At 60.1% G+C, this 19,007-nt stretch carries 20 protein-coding genes; 11 read left to right on the top strand and 9 right to left on the bottom strand.

The window, feature by feature from the left end:
* The first annotated feature begins 311 nt into the window (after window positions 1-311).
* The 9 genes from coxB to AB3G35_RS03580 all read left to right on the top strand — a co-directional run bounded on the left by coxB (window position 312) and on the right by AB3G35_RS03580 (window position 8,604).
* Window positions 312-1,436 carry a cytochrome c oxidase subunit II gene (gene coxB, locus AB3G35_RS03620; protein ID WP_037001590.1) on the top strand — a complete coding sequence of 375 codons (1,125 nt, stop codon included), beginning with the start codon at window positions 312-314 and terminating at the stop codon, window positions 1,434-1,436.
* Between the two features lie 82 nt (window positions 1,437-1,518).
* Window positions 1,519-3,108, top strand: a complete 1,590-nt coding sequence (gene ctaD / locus AB3G35_RS03615; protein WP_016782732.1) for a cytochrome c oxidase subunit I — start codon at window positions 1,519-1,521, stop codon at window positions 3,106-3,108.
* Window positions 3,109-3,250: 142 nt separating this feature from the next.
* Window positions 3,251-3,823: a cytochrome c oxidase assembly protein gene (locus AB3G35_RS03610; RefSeq protein ID WP_169909883.1), complete on the top strand. Its 573-nt coding sequence runs from the start codon at window positions 3,251-3,253 to the stop codon at window positions 3,821-3,823.
* A gap of 11 nt (window positions 3,824-3,834) precedes the next feature.
* Window positions 3,835-4,722, top strand: coding sequence for a cytochrome c oxidase subunit 3 (locus AB3G35_RS03605; RefSeq protein WP_016782734.1), 888 nt, complete (start codon window positions 3,835-3,837; stop codon window positions 4,720-4,722).
* Window positions 4,719-5,456: an SURF1 family protein gene (locus tag AB3G35_RS03600; protein ID WP_196883331.1), complete on the top strand. Its 738-nt coding sequence runs from the start codon at window positions 4,719-4,721 to the stop codon at window positions 5,454-5,456. The genes AB3G35_RS03605 and AB3G35_RS03600 overlap by 4 nt, the downstream gene beginning before the upstream one ends.
* The gene (locus AB3G35_RS03595; RefSeq protein ID WP_106115674.1) at window positions 5,431-6,024 is read left to right on the top strand and encodes a hypothetical protein; all 594 of its coding nucleotides are present in this window, start codon (window positions 5,431-5,433) and stop codon (window positions 6,022-6,024) included. Before AB3G35_RS03600 ends, AB3G35_RS03595 begins: the two co-directional genes overlap by 26 nt.
* A gap of 11 nt (window positions 6,025-6,035) precedes the next feature.
* Window positions 6,036-7,085, top strand: a complete 1,050-nt coding sequence (locus AB3G35_RS03590; protein WP_106115675.1) for a heme A synthase — start codon at window positions 6,036-6,038, stop codon at window positions 7,083-7,085.
* A complete protein-coding gene (cyoE, locus tag AB3G35_RS03585; protein WP_369782313.1) occupies window positions 7,073-7,972 on the top strand; it encodes a heme o synthase in 900 nt (299 codons plus the stop codon). The genes AB3G35_RS03590 and cyoE overlap by 13 nt, the downstream gene beginning before the upstream one ends.
* Window positions 7,969-8,604 (top strand): SCO family protein, encoded by a 636-nt coding sequence (locus AB3G35_RS03580; RefSeq protein ID WP_016782739.1) that lies wholly within the window; start codon window positions 7,969-7,971, stop codon window positions 8,602-8,604. The genes cyoE and AB3G35_RS03580 overlap by 4 nt, the downstream gene beginning before the upstream one ends.
* 138 nt (window positions 8,605-8,742) lie before the next feature.
* On the opposite strand, the gene AB3G35_RS03575 is transcribed toward AB3G35_RS03580, so the two are convergent.
* From AB3G35_RS03575 to AB3G35_RS03565, 3 genes are all read right to left on the bottom strand, one after another.
* Window positions 8,743-9,513: a MetQ/NlpA family ABC transporter substrate-binding protein gene (locus AB3G35_RS03575; protein ID WP_016782740.1), complete on the bottom strand. Its 771-nt coding sequence runs from the start codon at window positions 9,511-9,513 to the stop codon at window positions 8,743-8,745.
* A gap of 80 nt (window positions 9,514-9,593) precedes the next feature.
* On the bottom strand, window positions 9,594-10,268 hold the full coding sequence (locus AB3G35_RS03570) for a methionine ABC transporter permease (protein WP_016782741.1): 675 nt from the start codon (window positions 10,266-10,268) through the stop codon (window positions 9,594-9,596).
* Window positions 10,268-11,275, bottom strand: a complete 1,008-nt coding sequence (locus tag AB3G35_RS03565) for a methionine ABC transporter ATP-binding protein (RefSeq protein ID WP_016782742.1) — start codon at window positions 11,273-11,275, stop codon at window positions 10,268-10,270. The genes AB3G35_RS03570 and AB3G35_RS03565 overlap by 1 nt, the downstream gene beginning before the upstream one ends.
* Before the next feature lie 201 nt (window positions 11,276-11,476).
* Between AB3G35_RS03565 and katE the strand changes: the two genes are divergently transcribed.
* The gene (gene katE / locus AB3G35_RS03560; protein ID WP_369782312.1) at window positions 11,477-13,666 is read left to right on the top strand and encodes a catalase HPII; all 2,190 of its coding nucleotides are present in this window, start codon (window positions 11,477-11,479) and stop codon (window positions 13,664-13,666) included.
* 61 nt (window positions 13,667-13,727) lie between these two features.
* Here the strand turns inward: katE and AB3G35_RS03555 are convergent, their stop codons facing one another.
* The 4 genes from AB3G35_RS03555 to AB3G35_RS03540 are packed head-to-tail and all read right to left on the bottom strand — an operon-like array spanning window position 13,728 to window position 16,536.
* On the bottom strand, window positions 13,728-14,447 hold the full coding sequence (locus tag AB3G35_RS03555; protein WP_016782744.1) for a PA5502 family lipoprotein: 720 nt from the start codon (window positions 14,445-14,447) through the stop codon (window positions 13,728-13,730).
* Between the two features lie 37 nt (window positions 14,448-14,484).
* Window positions 14,485-15,273, bottom strand: coding sequence for a zinc ABC transporter permease subunit ZnuB (znuB, locus tag AB3G35_RS03550; RefSeq protein WP_016782745.1), 789 nt, complete (start codon window positions 15,271-15,273; stop codon window positions 14,485-14,487).
* Entirely contained in the window at window positions 15,266-16,054 is a 789-nt protein-coding gene (znuC, locus tag AB3G35_RS03545; RefSeq protein WP_016782746.1) for a zinc ABC transporter ATP-binding protein ZnuC, read from the bottom strand. The genes znuB and znuC overlap by 8 nt, the downstream gene beginning before the upstream one ends.
* Complete coding sequence (locus AB3G35_RS03540) at window positions 16,054-16,536, bottom strand: Fur family transcriptional regulator (RefSeq protein WP_016782747.1); 483 nt, start codon at window positions 16,534-16,536, stop codon at window positions 16,054-16,056. The genes znuC and AB3G35_RS03540 overlap by 1 nt, the downstream gene beginning before the upstream one ends.
* 57 nt (window positions 16,537-16,593) lie before the next feature.
* Between AB3G35_RS03540 and AB3G35_RS03535 the strand changes: the two genes are divergently transcribed.
* On the top strand, window positions 16,594-17,523 hold the full coding sequence (locus tag AB3G35_RS03535; protein WP_369782311.1) for a zinc ABC transporter substrate-binding protein: 930 nt from the start codon (window positions 16,594-16,596) through the stop codon (window positions 17,521-17,523).
* A 147-nt stretch (window positions 17,524-17,670) separates the two neighbouring features.
* On the opposite strand, the gene AB3G35_RS03530 is transcribed toward AB3G35_RS03535, so the two are convergent.
* Both AB3G35_RS03530 and AB3G35_RS03525 read right to left on the bottom strand, forming a co-directional pair.
* The gene (locus AB3G35_RS03530) at window positions 17,671-18,621 is read right to left on the bottom strand and encodes a homoserine kinase (protein ID WP_369782310.1); all 951 of its coding nucleotides are present in this window, start codon (window positions 18,619-18,621) and stop codon (window positions 17,671-17,673) included.
* Between the two features lie 56 nt (window positions 18,622-18,677).
* Window positions 18,678-18,968: a DUF2782 domain-containing protein gene (locus AB3G35_RS03525; protein WP_016782750.1), complete on the bottom strand. Its 291-nt coding sequence runs from the start codon at window positions 18,966-18,968 to the stop codon at window positions 18,678-18,680.
* Window positions 18,969-19,007 lie beyond the last annotated feature (39 nt).

Raw genomic sequence — 19,007 nt, 5'->3', positions numbered from 1 at the left:
ACTTTAAAAGTAGCCTTCTCAAGTCAAGGAAAGGGCTTTTTCAGGGGGAGTATTGTTATTCATTTTGTGACCAGGCAGTGAGTGCCATTTGTCGATGGTCCCTTATTTCATTGTTTTGGCCCCTCGTATTGCGGGGTTGGGCCGGGTGTCTATACTCGTTTCTGTAACCGTTATTCGATGACGCTCGACTGCTTGAGCAGACGAGGCTCGGCGGTAATAGACAGCTGGTTTGAACACCGCCCCCTTGTAGCGCTGCCCGTGTACTGATGCAGACCGGCGCAATAACAAGAAAAACAAAGGGGAACACCGCGATGCGACATCCACACCTATGGATGGGCCTGCTGTTGTGGTCAGTGTTCGGCCAGGCACAAGCGGCCTGGACCGTGAATATGGCGCCGGGTGCAACCGAAGTCAGCCATGCGGTCTTCAACCTGCACATGACCATCTTCTGGATCTGTGTGGTGATCGGCATCATCGTCTTCGGGGCCATGTTCTGGTCGATGATCGTTCACCGTCGCTCCACCGGCCAGCAGGCCGCCAGCTTCCACGAGAGCACCAAAGTCGAAATCCTGTGGACGATCATCCCCCTGGTGATCCTGATCGCCATGGCTGTACCGGCGACCCGCACCCTGATCCATATCTATGACAGCAGTGACTCGGATGTGGATATCCAGGTCACCGGCTATCAGTGGAAATGGCATTACAAATACCTGGGCCAGGACGTCGAGTTCTTCAGCAACCTGGCCACCCCCGCTGATCAAATCCATAACCAGGCCCCCAAGGGCGAGCATTACCTGCTTGAAGTCGATGAACCGCTGGTGTTGCCCATTGGTGCCAAGGTGCGGTTTCTGGTGACGTCGGCCGACGTGATCCACTCCTGGTGGGTGCCGGCCTTTGCGGTCAAGCGGGACGCCATCCCCGGTTTTATCAACGAAGCCTGGACCCGCGTCGAGAAGCCCGGCATCTATCGCGGCCAATGTGCCGAGCTGTGCGGCAAGGACCACGGTTTCATGCCGATCGTGGTCGATGTCAAAACCAGGGCCGATTACGACACCTGGTTAGCCGAACGCAAGGCCCAGGCCGCGCAACTCAAGGAATTGACCAGCAAGGAGTGGACCCTCGACGAACTGGTGGCGCGGGGTGACAAGGTCTACCACACCGCTTGCGTGGCCTGTCACCAGGCTCAGGGCCAGGGCCTGCCGCCCATGTTCCCGGCACTCAAGGGGTCGCCGATTGCCACCGGGCCTGCCGCCGATCACCTGCACCGGGTGTTTTTCGGCAAACCGGGCACGGCAATGGCCGCGTTTGGCAAGCAACTGTCGGAAGTCGACATCGCTGCGGTCGTGACCTACGAGCGCAACGCCTGGGGTAACAACAAGGGCGACATGGTGACGCCAAAAGACGTGCTGGCGCTCAAACAGGCGCAAGGCAAATGAGCCGCTCAAGGGTGTGCCCACGCAACGGTCGGGGGCACTGTGCCGCCGACTTCTTGGTCCAGCTGCTTGCAGGAGTCAGGACATGAGTGCTGTTATCGATGACCACGGCCATGCAGACGGCCAGGCTCACGGCCCGGCCAAAGGCCTGATGCGCTGGGTATTGACCACCAACCACAAGGACATCGGCACCTTGTACCTGTGGTTCAGCTTCTGCATGTTTTTGCTCGGTGGCTCGTTTGCGATGGTGATCCGCGCCGAGCTGTTCCAGCCCGGCCTGCAGATCGTGGCCCCGGCCTTCTTCAACCAGATGACCACCATGCACGGGCTGATCATGGTCTTTGGCGCGGTGATGCCGGCGTTTGTCGGCCTGGCCAACTGGATGATCCCGCTGATGATCGGCGCGCCGGACATGGCCCTGCCACGCATGAACAACTTCAGCTTCTGGCTGTTGCCCGCGGCGTTCCTGCTGCTGGTTTCAACGCTGTTCACCGCCGGGGGCGGGCCCAACTTCGGCTGGACGTTCTACGCCCCGCTGTCCACCACCTATGCACCCGAAAGCGTGACTTACTTTATTTTTGCCATTCATTTGATGGGTATCAGTTCAATCATGGGGGCCATCAACGTGATAGCCACCATTCTCAATTTGCGCGCCCCCGGCATGACCCTGATGAAAATGCCGCTGTTTGTCTGGACCTGGCTGATCACCGCCTTCCTGCTGATTGCGGTGATGCCGGTGTTGGCCGGGGTGGTGACCATGATGTTGATGGACATTCACTTCGGCACCAGCTTTTTCAGCGCTGCGGGTGGCGGTGACCCGGTGCTGTTCCAGCATGTGTTCTGGTTTTTCGGCCATCCCGAGGTTTACATCATGATCCTGCCGGCTTTCGGCGCCGTCAGCGCGATCATCCCGACCTTCTCGCGCAAGCCGCTGTTCGGCTACACCTCGATGGTCTACGCCACGGCCAGCATCGCCTTCCTGTCGTTTATCGTGTGGGCGCACCACATGTTTGTGGTGGGCATTCCGCTGGTGGGCGAGCTGTTCTTTATGTACGCCACGCTGCTGATCGCGGTGCCCACCGGGGTCAAGGTATTCAACTGGGCCAGCACCATGTGGCAAGGCTCGCTGACCTTTGAAACGCCGATGCTGTTTGCCGTGGCCTTTGTGATTCTATTCACCATCGGCGGGTTTTCCGGGTTGATGCTGGCCATTGCCCCGGCCGATTTCCAGTACCACGACACCTATTTTGTGGTGGCGCATTTCCACTATGTGCTGGTGCCGGGGGCAATCTTTGGCATCTTCGCCTCGACCTACTACTGGCTGCCGAAATGGACCGGCCACATGTATGACGAAACCCTGGGCAAGCTGCATTTCTGGCTGTCATTTGTGGGCATGAACCTGACGTTCTTCCCGATGCACTTTGTGGGGTTGGCGGGCATGCCGCGGCGGATTCCGGACTACAACCTGCAATTTGCCGATTTCAACATGGTGTCGTCGATTGGCGGGTTCATGTTTGGGGCTACGCAGTTTTTGTTCCTGTTTATTGTCATCAAATGCATTCGCGGCGGCCCGCCAGCACCGGCCAAACCGTGGGACGGCGCCGAAGGTCTGGAATGGAGCGTGCCTTCGCCCGCGCCGTATCACACCTTTACCACGCCGCCGGAAATCAAATGAAAGGTCAAAGGCCCCTCACCCCAGCCCTCTCCCGAGGGAGAGGGAGCAGATTGGGGGTGTTCTCGACGCCGCATGCGGTCAGTCCCCTCTCCCTTTGGGAGAGGGTTAGGGTGAGGGGCTTTTGGCTCCAGGGAGATCAAGGGTGAATAACTCAACCCCCATCAAACGCCTGGTCCTGCGCCTGTCGCTGCTGGTGGTGGTGATGTTTGCCTTTGGCTTTGCCCTGGTGCCGATCTACGACGTGATGTGCAAGGCCTTCGGCATCAACGGCAAGACCGCCGGGCAGTACGAAGGCGAGCAGGTGGTAGACCCGAGCCGTCAGGTGCGGGTGCAGTTTTTGTCCACCAACGCCATCGACATGGTGTGGGACTTCTACCCCAAGGGGGATCAGTTGGTGGTCAACCCCGGGGCAGTCAACGAGATGGTCTTTGTTGCCTACAACCCCACCGACCATCCGATGTCGGCCCAGGCAGTGCCGAGCATTTCTCCCGCCGAAGCGGCTCAGTATTTTCACAAAACCGAGTGTTTTTGCTTTACCCAACAGGTGCTGCAACCGGGTGAACGGATCGAAATGCCGATGCGCTTTATTGTCGATCGGGCCATGCCCAAGGATGTGAAACACCTGACGCTGGCTTACACGCTGTTCGATATCACCGCTCGCCATCCGCCCGTCGCCGCTGTCGCCGGCAAGGACGCTGACCAGCCTTCCCGATAGGAGAACGCCTCATGGCAACTCACGATCAGTACTACGTCCCGGCACAGAGCAAGTGGCCGATCATTGCCACTATCGGCTTGCTGGTCACGGTGTATGGCTTGGGCACATGGTTTAACGATCTTAAGGCGGCGCGGCCTGAGTCCCACGGGCCGCTGATCTTTTTCGTCGGCGGTCTGATTGTGGCCTACATGATGTTCGGCTGGTTTGGCGCCGTGATCAAAGAGAGCCGCGCCGGGCTCTACAGCTCACAACTGGACCGTTCGTTCCGCTGGGGCATGACCTGGTTTATTTTTTCCGAGGTGATGTTCTTTCTCGCCTTTTTTGGTGCCCTGTTTTATGTGCGTCACTTTGCTGGCCCGTGGCTGGGCGGTGAAGGCAGCAAGGCGGTGGCACATATGCTGTGGCCCGACTTTCAGTTCGCCTGGCCGCTGCTGCACACCCCCGACCCTGCCCTGTACCCGCCACCCAAGGGCACCATCAGCCCCTGGGGCTTGCCACTGCTCAACACTGTGTTGCTGGTCAGTTCCAGCGTCACCCTGACCATCGCCCACCACGCACTGAACAAGGGCCATCGTGGCGCGCTGAAGTTCTGGCTGGGACTGACGGTGTTGCTGGGCGCAGGCTTTTTGGGGTTCCAGGCTGAGGAATATGTCCACGCCTACAAGGAGCTGGGCCTGACCCTGGGCTCGGGGATCTATGGCGCGACATTCTTTATGCTCACCGGCTTTCACGGCGCCCATGTCACCATCGGCGCACTGATCTTGCTGATCATGCTGATTCGCATCGTGCGCGGGCATTTCAATGCCGAGCATCAGTTCGGCTTTCAGGCCGCAACCTGGTACTGGCACTTTGTGGATGTGGTGTGGCTCGGCCTGTTCTTGTTTGTTTATGTGCTATGACTCACTTTCGCCCCGGTATCGCGCCCACCCTTACGGTGTTGGCATTGCTGCCACTGCTGTTGTTTCTGGGCTTCTGGCAGTTGGGCCGCGCAGAGCAAAAGCGCGTATTGCTCGACAACTACGCCGAACGCCAGGTGGCCGCACCGGTAGCGGTCGGGCAACTGCTCGGGCTTGCCGACCCGGCCTTTCGCCGCGTGCAGTTGCGCGGCCATTTCGACGGGCAACACAGCCTGCTGCTGGACAACCGCGTGCGTGACGGCCAGGTCGGTGTCGAGCTGCTGCAACCGTTTCAGGATCAGGCCAGCGGCCAGTGGCTGTTGCTCAATCGCGGCTGGTTACCGTGGCCAAGCCGCCGCACCCCGCCGCAGTTCAGCACCCCCGGGCAAATCCTGGATATTCAGGCCTGGGTCTATGAGTCGCCGGGCACGCCCTTCCAGCTACACGCCGACCCGCTGGACGCCCCCTGGCCACGGCTGGTGACGGCCGTCATGCCCGCCAAACTGTGGGCCGAACTGGGCCGTGAAGGCTTTGCCGACGAGGTGCGCATCGCCCCCGGCCCGGCAGCGTATCAGGCCGACTGGCCGCTGATTGCCACGGGCATGGGCCCGGAAAAACACACTGCCTATGCTGTGCAATGGTTCGCGATGGCACTGGCGTTGGTCGGCCTCTATCTGTACCTCGGTTGGCACACTGCACAGGAGAAACGCCATGGGAACGGCCATCAATCCGCCTGACTCCGCGCCTGCGCCGTCGCCGGTTACACGCCGGCGCGGGCGGTTGCAGCTAGTCCTTATTTTGCTGCTCACCGTCGGCCCGATGGTGCTGGCCACGGGCATGTACAAACTCAAGTTCTGGCTGCCCGAAAGCCGCAGCTACCACGGCGAGTTGCTCGGCAACGGGCAAAGTCGCGCCGCCCTTGGGGTGACAGCCGATGAACAACGCTGGCAACTGCTGGTGACCGCGCCACAAGCTTGCGCGGCGGACTGCCAGCAACTGGTGTACCTGGCCCGGCAACTGCAGATTGGCCTGGGCCGCGATGCCTCCCGCGCCAGCCACGCCCTGGCGTCAGCACAACCGGTGGATGCCGCCTACGCCGCGACACTGCAGCTCGAATACCCGCAATTGCAGCGCTACACCCTGGACCTGCCGACTTATACACAGGGCGCCGAGGGCAACGGGGCGGCGCAACTGTGGATCATCGACCCCCACGGCAATCTGGTGCTGCGCTACGGCCCCGGGGTGATCGGCAAGGACGTGCTCAACGACCTGCGCCTGCTGCTGAAGCTGTCCAATATCGGATAGAGGGCTATGTCATGGCCAAAGCCGGATTTCGTCTTGCCCTGCTTGCCACCCTGCTGGCGCTGGTGGTGGTGCTGCTCGGCGCCTATACCCGCCTGACCCACGCCGGCCTCGGCTGCCCGGACTGGCCCGGCTGCTACGGGTTTATCAGCGTGCCCAAGACCGAGGCGCAACTGGCCCATGCCGAGCTGCATTTTCCCGATACCCCGGTGGAAGCTGACAAAGGCTGGAGCGAGATGACCCACCGTTATTTCGCCGGCTCCCTGGGCCTGTTGATCGTGTTGCTGGCGGCCCGGGCCTGGCGGCAGCGGCACTTGCCCGATCAGCCGCTCAAGCTGCCACTGTTTATCTTGCTGGTGGTAATCGCCCAGGCCGCCTTTGGCATGTGGACGGTGACCCTCAAGCTTTGGCCGCAGGTGGTTACGGGGCATTTACTGGGCGGCTTCGCGACCTTGAGCCTGCTGTTTTTGCTGACGTTGCGCTTATCTGGCGTATTGCCCGCGCTGGCAGTGCCGCGGCGCCTGCAGCGCTGGGCCACCGCCGGGCTGGTGCTGGCGATCCTGCAGATCGCGCTGGGGGGCTGGGTCAGTTCCAACTATGCCGCCGTGGCCTGTGTTGATGTGCCGACCTGTCATGGCCAATGGTGGCCTGAGGCCGATTTCGCCAATGGCTTTCATCTGACCCAGCACATCGGCCCCAACTACCTGGGCGGGCAACTGGACAGCGAGGCCCGCACGGCGATTCACCTCACCCATCGTTTGGGCGCCGTGCTGCTGACCGGGGTGTTGCTGGGCCTGGCGTGGCAATTGCGCAAGGTCGGCATGACCCGGCTGGCGGGGTTGCTGCTGGTGGCGCTGGCAGCGCAGATCAGCCTGGGCCTGAGCAATGTGCTGTTGGGGTTGCCGCTGGCCGTGGCGGTGGCCCACAACGCCGGGGGCGCGGCGTTGTTGCTGACCCTGGTGCTGGTCAATTACCACACGCGTACGGCCCTGGTGCGGGTCAAGGCCCCGCGCTTTGCCCGCTGGAGCTTCAGCCTTAAAGGAGAGCAGCCGTGGCGACCGTAATGGGCGAGCACGTACAGCGGGCGTTGTGGCGCGATTATCTGGAGCTGACCAAGCCCAAAGTGCTGGTGCTGATGTTGATCACTTCGCTGATAGGCATGTTTCTCGCGACCCGCGCCGGCGTGCCCTGGCCCGTGCTGATCTTCGGCAATCTGGGTATTGGCCTGTGTGCCGGGGCCGCGGCGGTGGTCAATCATGTGGTGGACCGGCGCATTGACGCCGTCATGGCCCGCACCCACAAGCGCCCGCTGGCCCGGGGCCGGGTGTCGCCGCTGGCTGCGCTGACCTTCGCCCTGCTGCTGGCGCTGGCGGGCATGGCATTGTTGCTGGTATTTACCAACCCGCTGACGACCTGGCTGACGCTGGCATCGCTGCTCGGCTATGCGGTGATCTACACCGGGTTTTTGAAGCGGGCCACGCCGCAGAATATCGTCATTGGCGGGCTGGCCGGGGCAGCACCACCACTGCTGGGCTGGGTGGCCGTCACCGGGCAGGTCACCGCCGAGCCACTGCTGCTGGTGCTGATTATCTTCGCCTGGACCCCGCCGCATTTCTGGGCGCTGGCCATTTATCGCAAGGAGGAATACGCCAAGGCCGATATCCCGATGTTGCCGGTCACCCACGGCGAGCACTACACCAAGGTGCATATCCTGCTTTACACCTTCGTCCTGCTTGCAGTGAGCTTGCTGCCGTTTGTGATCCACATGAGCGGCTTGCTCTATCTGGGCTGTGCGCTAGGGTTGGGCGCACGCTTTCTGCATTGGGCGTGGGTGCTGTACCGTGGCACCCAGCCGCACGCGGCGATCAACACGTTCAAGTACTCTATCTACTACCTGTTCCTGCTGTTTATCGCGCTGCTTGTCGACCACTATCTGATGTTGAACCTATGACTAAAACTCAAAAAACCGTCTTTATCCTCGTTGCGCTGGTGGCGTTGGTCATGGGCCTGACGTTTAACAAAATGATGTCGGGCAAGAGCCAGGGTGACAACACGTCGCTGATCGATGCCGGGATCATCTTGCTGCCGCAAAGCCGCCAGCTGCCGGACGTGACGATGACCAACCAGGACGGTCAGCCGGTGGTGATGAATGAATTGAAAGGCAAGTGGAGCATGCTGTTTTTTGGCTACACCTTCTGCCCGGACATTTGCCCGACCACCCTCGCCCAGCTGCGCCAGATCAAAAGCGAGCTGCCCAAGGAGGTACAGGACAAGCTGCAGATCGTGCTGGTCAGCGTTGATCCCCATCGCGACACGCCGCAGCAGCTCAAGCAGTACCTGGGCTACTTTGACCCGCAGTTTGTGGGCCTGACGCCGGGTTCCATCGATGAGCTGCAGACACTGGCCAATGCGGTGAGCATTCCGTTTATTCCGGCCGATACCAGCAAGGCGAACTACACCGTGGATCACAGCGGCAATCTTGCGCTGATCGGCCCGGACGGTACTCAGCGGGGTTTTATCCGCGCACCGTTCAACAACCAGAAGATGGTTGCCCAGTTGCCGGGGTTGGTTGAGCGCAAGTAAGAGGGAGAGGGGCAGATTAATCTGCAGGAGCTGGCTTGCCTGCGATACAGGCGACACGGTCTTTCAGAAAAACCGCAAGGATGCCATCGCGAGCAAGCCCGCTCCCACAGAGGGGCGGGATTGCTCCGACAGAGGGTGTCAGAACGCCGGAACGATGGCGCCTTTGTACTTCTCAAGAATGAACGCTTTCACTTCCGGGGTGTGCAGGGCTGCAACCAGCTTTTGCATGTCAGCCGAGTCTTTGTCATCCGGGCGTGCAACCAGAATGTTCACGTAAGGCGAATCGCTGCCTTCGATGACCAGTGCGTCTTTTTCCGGGTTCAGCTTGGCTTCCAGCGCGTAGTTGGTGTTGATCAGCGCCAGATCAACCTGGGTCAGCACCCGTGGAATGGTGGCCGCTTCCAGCTCGCGGAACTTCAGATTCTTGGGGTTGGCGGTAATGTCTTTGGGGGTCGACAGGATGTTGCTCTTGTCCTTGAGCGTAATCAGCCCGGCCTTATCCAGCAACAACAGCGCACGGCCGCCGTTGGTGGCGTCATTCGGGATCACCACGGTAGAACCGTCTTTGATTTCATCCAGCTTTTTGTACTTGCTCGAGTAAGCGCCCAGCGGCTCCAGGTGAACAGCGGCAACGCTGACCAGATGGGTGCCCTTGGCCTTGTTGAACTCATCCAGGTACGGCTGGTGCTGGAAGAAGTTGGCGTCCAGGCGCTTTTCGGCCACTTGTACGTTTGGCTGGATGTAGTCGGTGAACACCTTGACCTTGAGGTTGACGCCCTCCTTGGCCAGTGCAGGCTTCACGAACTCCAGGATCTCCGCGTGGGGCACCGGGGTGGCCGCAACCGACAGATCGCCCGCGTGGGCCGAAAACGCCGCAACAGCGGCCACAGCAGCAAATAACTTCTTCATGCAGCAACTCCTTGTGAATACCTGATCTCAGGTATCTGCCAGCCGGAGCTGGCGGTTACGTTTATAGAATCGGCTTGCGTTTACTTGCGCGAAAAGTGCACCACCAGCCTGTCGCCAACGGTCTGCAGAATTTGCACCAGAATCAGCAACAGCACCACTGTGACGATCATCACGTCAGGTTGAAAACGCTGGTAGCCGAAGCGGATAGCCAGGTCGCCCAGGCCGCCGGCACCGACAACACCTGCCATCGCGGTGTAGCCCACCAGCGTAATGGCTGTCACCGTAATCGCGGCAAAGATGCCGGGGCGTGCTTCAGGCAGCAACGCATTAGTAATGATCTGACGTGTCGTGGCGCCCATGGCCTGCGTGGCTTCGATAATGCCGCGATCGACTTCACGAAAGGCCGTCTCTATCAGGCGCGCAAAGAATGGCGTGGCGCCCACTACCAGCGGTGGAATCGCCCCGGCCACACCCAGGGATGTGCCGGTGATCACGACGGTCAACGGGATCATCACCACCAGCAGGATGATGAACGGCAGTGAACGCAGGATGTTCACGATAAAGGATAGCGCGGCATACAGGGTTTTCTGTTCCAGCAGCTGGCGCGGGCTGCACAGGAACAGCAGGATGCCCAGCGGCAGGCCGAGCAATACGGTGAACAGCAGCGAACCGCCGAGCATGACCATCGTGTCGCCGGTGGCCAGCCAGATTTCGTACCAGTCGATATTGGAGAAGAAGCTCAATAGGGTTTCCATTAGCGCAGCACCTCCATATGAACGTCAGCGGCAACGAAGCTGGCAAACGCCGCTTCCATATCGCCACCGGTGATGGCGAGGGTCAGTTGCCCATAAGGGGTGTCTTTGATGCGGTCGATGCGACCGGCCAGGATGCTGTAGTCCACACCCGTTTCGCGAGCAATGGTACCCAGCAACGGTGCGTAGGTAGCTTCACCCTGGAAGGTCAGGCGCACGATGCGGCCAGGCACATGAGCGAAATCGTCGCGCTGCTCGCTCTCGTCAATCTGCTCGTCTTCCTGCACAAAACGCTTGGTGGTCGGGTGCTTGGGGTGCAGGAACACATCGGCTACCGGGCCTTGCTCGACGATCACACCTGCGTCCATCACGGCCACTTCGTCACACACACGACGGATCACATCCATCTCGTGGGTGATCAGCACGATGGTCAGCTTCAGCTCGCGGTTGATCTCGGCCAGCAGTTGCAGCACCGAGGCCGTGGTTTGCGGGTCGAGGGCGCTGGTGGCTTCATCGCACAGCAGCACTTTTGGCTTGGTGGCCAGGGCGCGGGCAATGCCCACGCGCTGTTTCTGGCCGCCCGACAGTTGCGCCGGGTACTTTTTGGCGTGATCTGACAGGCCCACGCGCTCGAGCAACTCAGCAACGCGCTTATCAATGGCACTGCGGGACAATTCACCTGCCAGTGTCAGAGGCATCGCGACGTTATCGGCCACGGTCTTGGAGGCCAGCAGGTTGAAGTGCTGGAAAATCATGCCGACCTGTTGACGGAAACGGCGCAGGCCGTTGGCGTCCATTGCGGTCACGTCTTCGTTATCGACGATGATCTTGCCGCCGCTCGGGGTTTCGAGGCGGTTGATCAGGCGCAGCAATGTACTTTTACCCGCACCGGAGTGACCAATCAGGCCGAACACCTGGCCGCTCTCAACACGCAAACTGGTGGAGTGCAGCGCGGGAATGTCCTTACCGGCAACCCGGTAAGTTTTATGAACATTATGAAACTCAATCACGTAGCGAACCTTGTGGGCGCGTAAATAGAAGTACAGCGGTAAGCCGGGCGCGCATTTTAGCCTGTCCGTATAGATGCACTTAGCATTTATTTGCGCGCAAACCTTTGATTTGGCAATAAGACGACTAAAGGTCAGAAAAAAGGAACGACGGTAGAGGCCAGGCGTCAGTACTTAGGCAACTCGCATCCGCCTCGGCGGTATTTGTCGACAGGGCCTAATGCACAGGGCTTCGCAAACAAGGAGTTTAGTCTGATGAGCAGCAAAAAACCGTCTTCCAACAAGAGCCAGATGGCCGGCACCGACACCTTGGATCGTGGCAACACCAACGTCAAATTGCAAAGCCTTGAAACCTTTCGCGATGACGCCACGGACCAGGCATTAAGAACCAACCAGGGGGTGAAGATTGCTGATAATCAAAACACCCTCAAGGCCGGCTCCCGCGGTCCGTCGTTGCTCGAAGACTTCATCATGCGCGAGAAAATCACGCATTTTGACCACGAGCGGATTCCCGAGCGCATCGTGCACGCGCGAGGCACCGGGGCGCATGGCTATTTTCAGGCGTACAAGTCCCACAGCGCCCTGACCAAGGCGGGCTTTCTGCAGGATCCGGGCAAGCAAACCCCGGTGTTTGTGCGTTTCTCCACCGTGCAAGGCCCGAGGGGCTCCGGGGATACGGTGCGTGACGTTCGCGGTTTTGCGGTCAAGTTTTTCACCGACGAAGGCAACTTCGATCTGGTAGGCAACAATATGCCGGTCTTTTTCATACAAGACGCGGTCAAGTTTCCTGACTTTGTTCATGCCGTAAAACCTGAGCCGCACAATGAAATCCCTACCGGGGGCTCGGCTCATGACACCTTCTGGGACTTTGTCTCACTAGTGCCGGAATCTGCTCACATGGTTATTTGGGCCATGTCCGACCGGGCCATTCCGAAAAGCCTGAGAAGCATGCAAGGCTTCGGCGTGCATACCTTTCGCTTTATCAACGCTGAAGGCCAGGCGAACTTCGTCAAGTTCCACTGGCGGCCGAGCGCAGGTACTTGCTCGTTGGTGTGGGACGAAGCGCAAAAGCTCGCAGGCAAAGACACTGACTTCCATCGCCGTGATCTGTGGGACGCCATCGAAACGGGCGATTACCCGGAGTGGGAATTCGGGGTGCAGATCATCCCGGAGGAAGACGAACACAAGTTCGATTTTGACATTCTTGACCCCACCAAGCTGATTCCCGAAGAACTGATACCCATCACACCCTTGGGCAAAATGGTGCTCAACCGCAACCCGGACAATTTCTTCGCAGAAACCGAGCAGGTTGCGTTCTGCCCGGGGCATATCGTGCCGGGGATCGATTTTTCCAACGATCCGTTGCTGCAAGGGCGCCTGTTTTCCTACACGGACACGCAGATCAGCCGTCTTGGCGGGCCGAACTTTCATGAAATCCCGATCAACCGTCCGGTCGCGCCGTTCCACAACAACCAGCGCGATGCCCAGCACCGCAGCACGATCCACAAGGGCCGTGCGGCTTACGAACCCAACTCCATTGACGGGGGCTGGCCAAAAGAAACGCCACCCGCCGCCAGGGACGGCGGTTTCGAGAGCTACCCGGAGCGTATCGATGCCAACAAAATCCGTCAGCGCAGCGAGTCGTTCAGCGATCATTTCTCCCAGGCGCGGCTGTTTTTCAACAGCATGAGCAAACACGAGCAAGAGCACATCATCGCCGCCTACAGTTTCGAGCTGGGCAAGGTGGAGCGCGAGCATATCCGGGCGCGCCAAGTGGACGAAATCCTGGCCAATATCGATTTGGGCCTGGCCGGGCGCGTAGCGCAGAACCTGGGGTTGCCTGCGCCCAAGGCCGGCACAGTGGCCGAGCGCAAGACCGGTATCGCCAAGTCCCCGGCCTTGAGTCAGGCCAATCTGTTGCCGGGCAATATCAAAACCCGCAAGGTCGCGATTCTGGCCGCCAACGGGGTGGATGGCAAAGCGATCGATGCCCTGAAACAGGCGCTGGCCGCCGAGGGTGCCCACGGCAAATTACTGGGGCCGACCTCGGCACCGGTCAAGACAGCTGAAGGCAATTTGCTCGCGGTGGATGCGTCGATGGAAGGCTTGCCCTCAGTGGCGTTCGACGCGGTGTATGTGCCGGGCGGCGCAGCGTCGATCAAGGCCTTGAGCGGCGACGGCGTGGCTTTGCACTACCTGCTGGAAGCCTACAAGCACCTCAAGGCCATCGCCTTGCACGGCGAAGCCGGACAGCTGCTGGACGTGCTGCATTTGCAGGCGGATGAAGGGCTGCTGGTGATCAAGGAAGCCAAGGACCTGAAGGGCTTCTTTGCGGCAATCGGGCAACATCGTGTATGGGCGCGTGAGGCCAGGGCCAAGGCAATACCGGCCTAGTCTTCAATAAAAAACCCGTAGCAGCCGGTGGCTACTACGGGTTTTTTTATGCCCGGGCGATTTACTCCGCCTTGGCAGGGATCAGCACCATTTGTGCAGGCACATGGCGAATGATCTGACGCTCCAGCTTGAGGTCAAACCCGGGATCGAGCTTTTTGACCCGCTTGCTGATCAGTGTGGCCAGCCAGGGGTAGTCCGCGGTACGCGGAACCTGCAGGCTGACAGCACACTGGTAATTAACGATATCTTGAGCGATCAAATCCAGTTGATGGCGAAGTTTGGCAATATCGTTGATGTTCAGTGCAACGGTGGTGCTTTCGGCCGCCGGGTCGATCACCTTGGCAGGCGGCCGGGCTTCAGCAGCCTTGAGCGCGGCTTCGGCCTTGTCCAGCTCGGCCTTGCGGGCCTGGGTGATGGCGCTGTTGACGCCACCGGTCAGCGCAGGCGCCTTGGGCATCAGCGCGCGGGCACGGCTCAGGGCAGTGGCTGCAGCATTGACATCACCCTTTTGCAGAACGATCTGGCTGCGTTGCAGGTAGGCCTCGGCCAGTTGGCGCTGGTACTGCACCAATTGCGGATCATCCGGGGTTTGAGCCTGCAAGGCGCTCAGTTGGTCTTCAGCGGTCGCGAGTTCGCTGCTGGCCAGGTTTTGCTCCAGCTGTGCGATGGCCGTAGCGCGAGCGTCGGCGGCAGTAGTGTCGGCCGACGGCGTGCTTTGGCAGGCGCCCAGCAGCAAGGAAAATGCGGCCAGGAGCAAGTAACGGGAGTTGAACAGCTTCATTCCTGCGGCTCTCTAAGTGCGCAAAAAACAAGCAAGTCTACACCCCTCGACGGGGCAGAACAAAACTCAGCAAAAACAGTGCAGCGGCACACACCACAATCGACGGCCCTGCCGGCGTGTCCTTGAACCATGAGAGTGCCAGGCCACCACATACGGCCAGTATGCCCAGCGCGCTGGCGCCCAGCGCCATTTGCTCCGGAGAGCGGGCATGGCGCTGGGCCGCCGCCGCCGGAATGATCAGCAAGGACGTGATCAGCAGCACGCCGACGATTTTCATCGCCACGGCAATCACCACCGCGATCAACAGCATCAAGGCCAAGCGTAACGCCGCCACGGGCAGGCCTTCAACCATCGCCAGCTCTTCATGCACAGTAATCGCCAGCAATGGCCGCCACAGGGCAACCAGCAAGGCCAGTACCGCCGCACTGCCGCCCAGGATCCACATCAGGTCGGTTGGGCTGATGGCCAGCAGGTCACCAAACAAATACGCCATCAGGTCGATCCGCACTTCATGCATGAAGCTTAGTACGACCAGCCCGAGGGACAAGGTGCTGGGGGCGAGAATTCCGAGCAAAGTGTCGGATGCCAGCGATTGACGCTGCTGCAGCGTAACCAGCAACACGGCCAGCAACAGGCAGCCCACGGTCACGGCAATGGTCGGGCTCACATCCAGTAAAAAGCCCATCGCTACGCCCAGCAAAGCCGCGTGCGACAAGGTGTCGCCAAAGTAGGCCATGCGACGCCACACCACAAAGGACCCCAGAGGGCCTGCAACGATTGCCAGAGCCAGACCTGCCAGCAGGGCGTAAAGCAGAAAATCAGCCATGCTTGCAGCCTTCTCCATGTACATGAGTGTGTGCAGCCGGGGCGTCTTCACTGACCACCGCGCCATGCAAGTCATGGGCATGGTCGTGATGGTGGTGATAAATCGCCAGGCTTTGTGCGTTTTTGCCAAACAGCTCGACAAAGGCCGGGTCGCCGCTCACCTGCTCAGGATGCCCGGAACAGCAGACGTGGCGGTTGAGGCACACCACCTGGTCGGTGGTGCTCATCACCAGATGCAAGTCGTGGGACACCATCAGCACGCCGCAGCCGTGGCGGTCGCGCAAACGGGTGATCAGGGCATACAGCTCCGACTGGCCGGCCACGTCCACGCCCTGTACCGGCTCGTCGAGCACCAGCAATTCAGGTTTGCGCAACAGTGCGCGGGCCAGCAGCACCCGCTGCATCTCACCGCCGGACACGCTTTGCACCGGGCTGTCGATGACCTTTTCGGCGCCCACCTCCTTGAGTGCGTCAAGGGCCTGGGCACGGTCCACGCCGGGCACCAGACGCAAAAAACGCAGCACCGACAACGGCAGCGTCGGGTCGACGTGCAATTTTTGCGGCATATAGCCCACCCGCAACTTGGGCTTGCGCCAGACACTGCCACGGGTAGGCTTGAGCAGGCCGAGCACGGCCTTGACCAGCGTGGTCTTGCCGGCGCCATTGGGGCCGATCAGGGTCACGATCTGGCCCGGCTCAACGCTCAGCTCAATATTGTCGAGGACGTTTTGCCCGTCATACGTCACCGTGACGTGTTGCAGGCGAATCAATGCTGCGCTCATCAGGCCTCCCGGCAACCCGAACACAAACCGACCACTTCGACGGTCTGGCCTTCGACAGTAAAGCCGACATCGCGGGCGCTCTGCACAATCGCGTCGCTGATAGCTTTTTGCTCAAGCTCGATGGCCGCATGACAGTTGCGGCAAATCAGGAACTGGCCCTGGTGCGGATGTTCAGGGTGGCTGCAGCCGACAAAGGCATTGAGCGACGAAATACGATGCACCAGGCCATTATCGAGCAGGAAGTCCAGTGCCCGATAAACGGTCGGTGGCGCGGCGCGGCGGCCGTCCTGCTCGCTCAGCACCGCCAGAATGTCGTAGGCGCCCAGCGGCTTGTGGCTCTGCCACACCAGCTCCAGCACCCGACGACGCAATGCGGTCAGGCGCAGGCCCTTTTGTGCGCACAGGGTATCGGCCTCGGTCAGCGCACTGTGGACACAATGAGAGTGGTCATGGGGACGGCTGGCAAGCGGTGTAATAGGCATGGGCGGCGACGATTATTGAGAGAGACGTTATTATGTTACCTGTTTCAGCCCACATGAGTGCTCATCGTGCCCCGTTTTTTGTCTCTTTTTCTTGCTCTAAGCGCCAGTTTGCTTGTGATCAACCCGGCCCGGGCCGAGGTCAACGTGCTGACCAGCATCAAACCCCTGCAGCTGATTGCTGCTGCCGTGCAGGACGGCGTGGGGCATCCGGAGGTGCTTTTGCCGCCCAATGCCTCGCCGCATAACTATGCACTGCGCCCATCCGACGTACGGCGTGTGCAGTCGGCGGACCTGTTGTACTGGATCGGCCCGGACATGGAAGGGTTTCTGCCACGGGTGATCAAGGGCCGGACCCTGCCATCGGTGACGGTACAAACCCTGCCGGGCTTGAAACTGCGTCATTTCGCCGAAGATAGCCATTCCCACGAAGAAGATGCCGCCGAACATGACCACGATCATCGCCCCGGCACCCTGGATGCGCATTTGTGGCTGGCCCCGGACAATGCCCGGGTGATTGCGGCAAAAATGGCCGCTGACCTGAGCGAAAAAGACCCTGCCAACGCAGGCAAATACCAGAGCAACCTGAAGGCTTTCAATGAGCGTCTCGATGCCCTGGATGCGCGCCTCAAGCAGCGTATGGCCGGGATTGCCGACAAGCCGTTCTTCGTCTTCCACGAAGGCTACGACTATTTTGAAAGTGCTTACGGCCTCAAGCACACCGGGACCTTCAGTGTGGCTTCGGAAGTGCAGCCGGGCGCCCAGCATGTAGCGGCCATGCGCAAGCGTTTGCAGGAAGTGGGCAAGACCTGTGTATTCAGCGACCCGCCGCTGCGTCCGCGTCTGGCGGACACCCTGACCGCCGGGTTGCCGGTCAAGCTGGCAGAGCTGGATGCCCTGGGCGGCTACACCCCGGCGACAGCACAGGGGTATGAGCAGTTGCTGGAAAAACTCGGCAACGACCTGGCGGGTTGCCTGGAGAGTTTGTAAACCAGCTCCGCTGGTATTGCGCTGTGCTGCATGCCAGAACCTCTGTGGGAGCGGGCTTGCTCGCGATTGGATCGACGCGGTTGTTCAGATACACCGCGTCGCTACCATCGCGAGCAAGCCCGCTCCCACCGTTGATTTCAGCGTTTGTTACAACGCGAACGGCAGCTGTACGGTTACCGTCTGGCGCAAAGCCAGGCGCTTTTCGAACTCGCCCGGATCGTGAATCAGCACGTCCTGACCGGCAAAGGTCTGGGCTGCGATCAGGCGCGACAGCCAGAACCGCACGCAGGCAATGCGCAGCATGGTCGGCCACAACTCGGCTTCAGCCGCAGTGAACGGGCGCAGCGCAGCATAAGCGCCCAGCAGCGCACGGGCGCGATTGGCGTCGATCTGGCCGTCTTCGTCGGCACACCAGTCATTCAGGGCAATGGCCACGTCGTACAGCATCGGGCCCGAGCAGGCGTTGTAAAAGTCGATCAGCCCGGTCAGATGAGTGCCTTCGAACATCGCGTTATCGCGAAACAGGTCACCGTGCAGATTGGCCCGAGGCAACGCCAGAATCTGTGCCTTGCGCTCGGTAATTTCCTGCAATGCCTTTTGCAGCAATTGTGCCGAATCAGGCGACAAACCGGCCATCAGGGCTGGCCCTTCTGTCAGCATCCAGTCCAGGCCGCGGTCGGTCTTGCGCTCCAGCACCTTGTTGCGGGTAGCGGTGTGCAAGTGGCCGAGCAAGTCACCCACCTGGGCGCAATGCTGGGCGTTGGCTTCACGAATATGCTTGCCCGCCAGGCGCGGCTGCAGCAGCGCCGGCTTGCCCTTGAGCTCGCGCAGGGCCTGGCCGTCAACAGTGCGCAAGGCGAAAGGCACCGGCAGATCGGCGTCATGCAGCACATCCAGCAGCTCGATAAAGAACGGCATTTCCTTGACCGGGCCGCGTTCAACCAGGGTCAGGACAAACTCCCCCTGCTCCAGGCTGATGAAGTAGTTGGTATTTTCGCTGCCCGCAGCAATCCCCTGGAAATCGAGCAAACGCCCGAGTTCATAAGGCGCAAGGAAGGTTTCCAACTCGCTGCGAGTCAGTGGGGTGAATACAGACATGATTTAAATTGCCAGTACGGGCGCCGCCCCAGGCGGCGCCAATTAAAGTTAAGACGCTACTTCCATTCGAAGATTTTCCACGAAGGAATCAGCATATCCGGCTGGTCGGAACGGATGTAATTGGCATCAGTACCATCAGCGCGTACCAGGAAGTACGGTTTGCCCCCTTTTGGGGTGACCTTGATGGCGTACAGGAAACCGTTTTGACGGTACTCCTGAATGGTTTTATCGCCTTCCGTGCGAATGGTTACATCTGGATCGGCGGTGACTGCTTCATCTGCTGCGAAGGTTACCAGCGGAGTGAGTGCAAACAAACCGGTCAGCAACAGGCGATTAAGTGTGCGCATGATAACCTTGTCCCTTTGTCGTCATTGGTCCGGACATTC

This window comes from Pseudomonas sp. WC2401 (assembly GCF_041200115.1).
GTDB classification, from domain to species: Bacteria; Pseudomonadota; Gammaproteobacteria; order Pseudomonadales; family Pseudomonadaceae; genus Aquipseudomonas; species Aquipseudomonas fragi.
The sequence above is the reverse complement of the archived record's forward strand: the minus strand, read 5'-3'. Positions and strand labels throughout refer to the sequence as shown.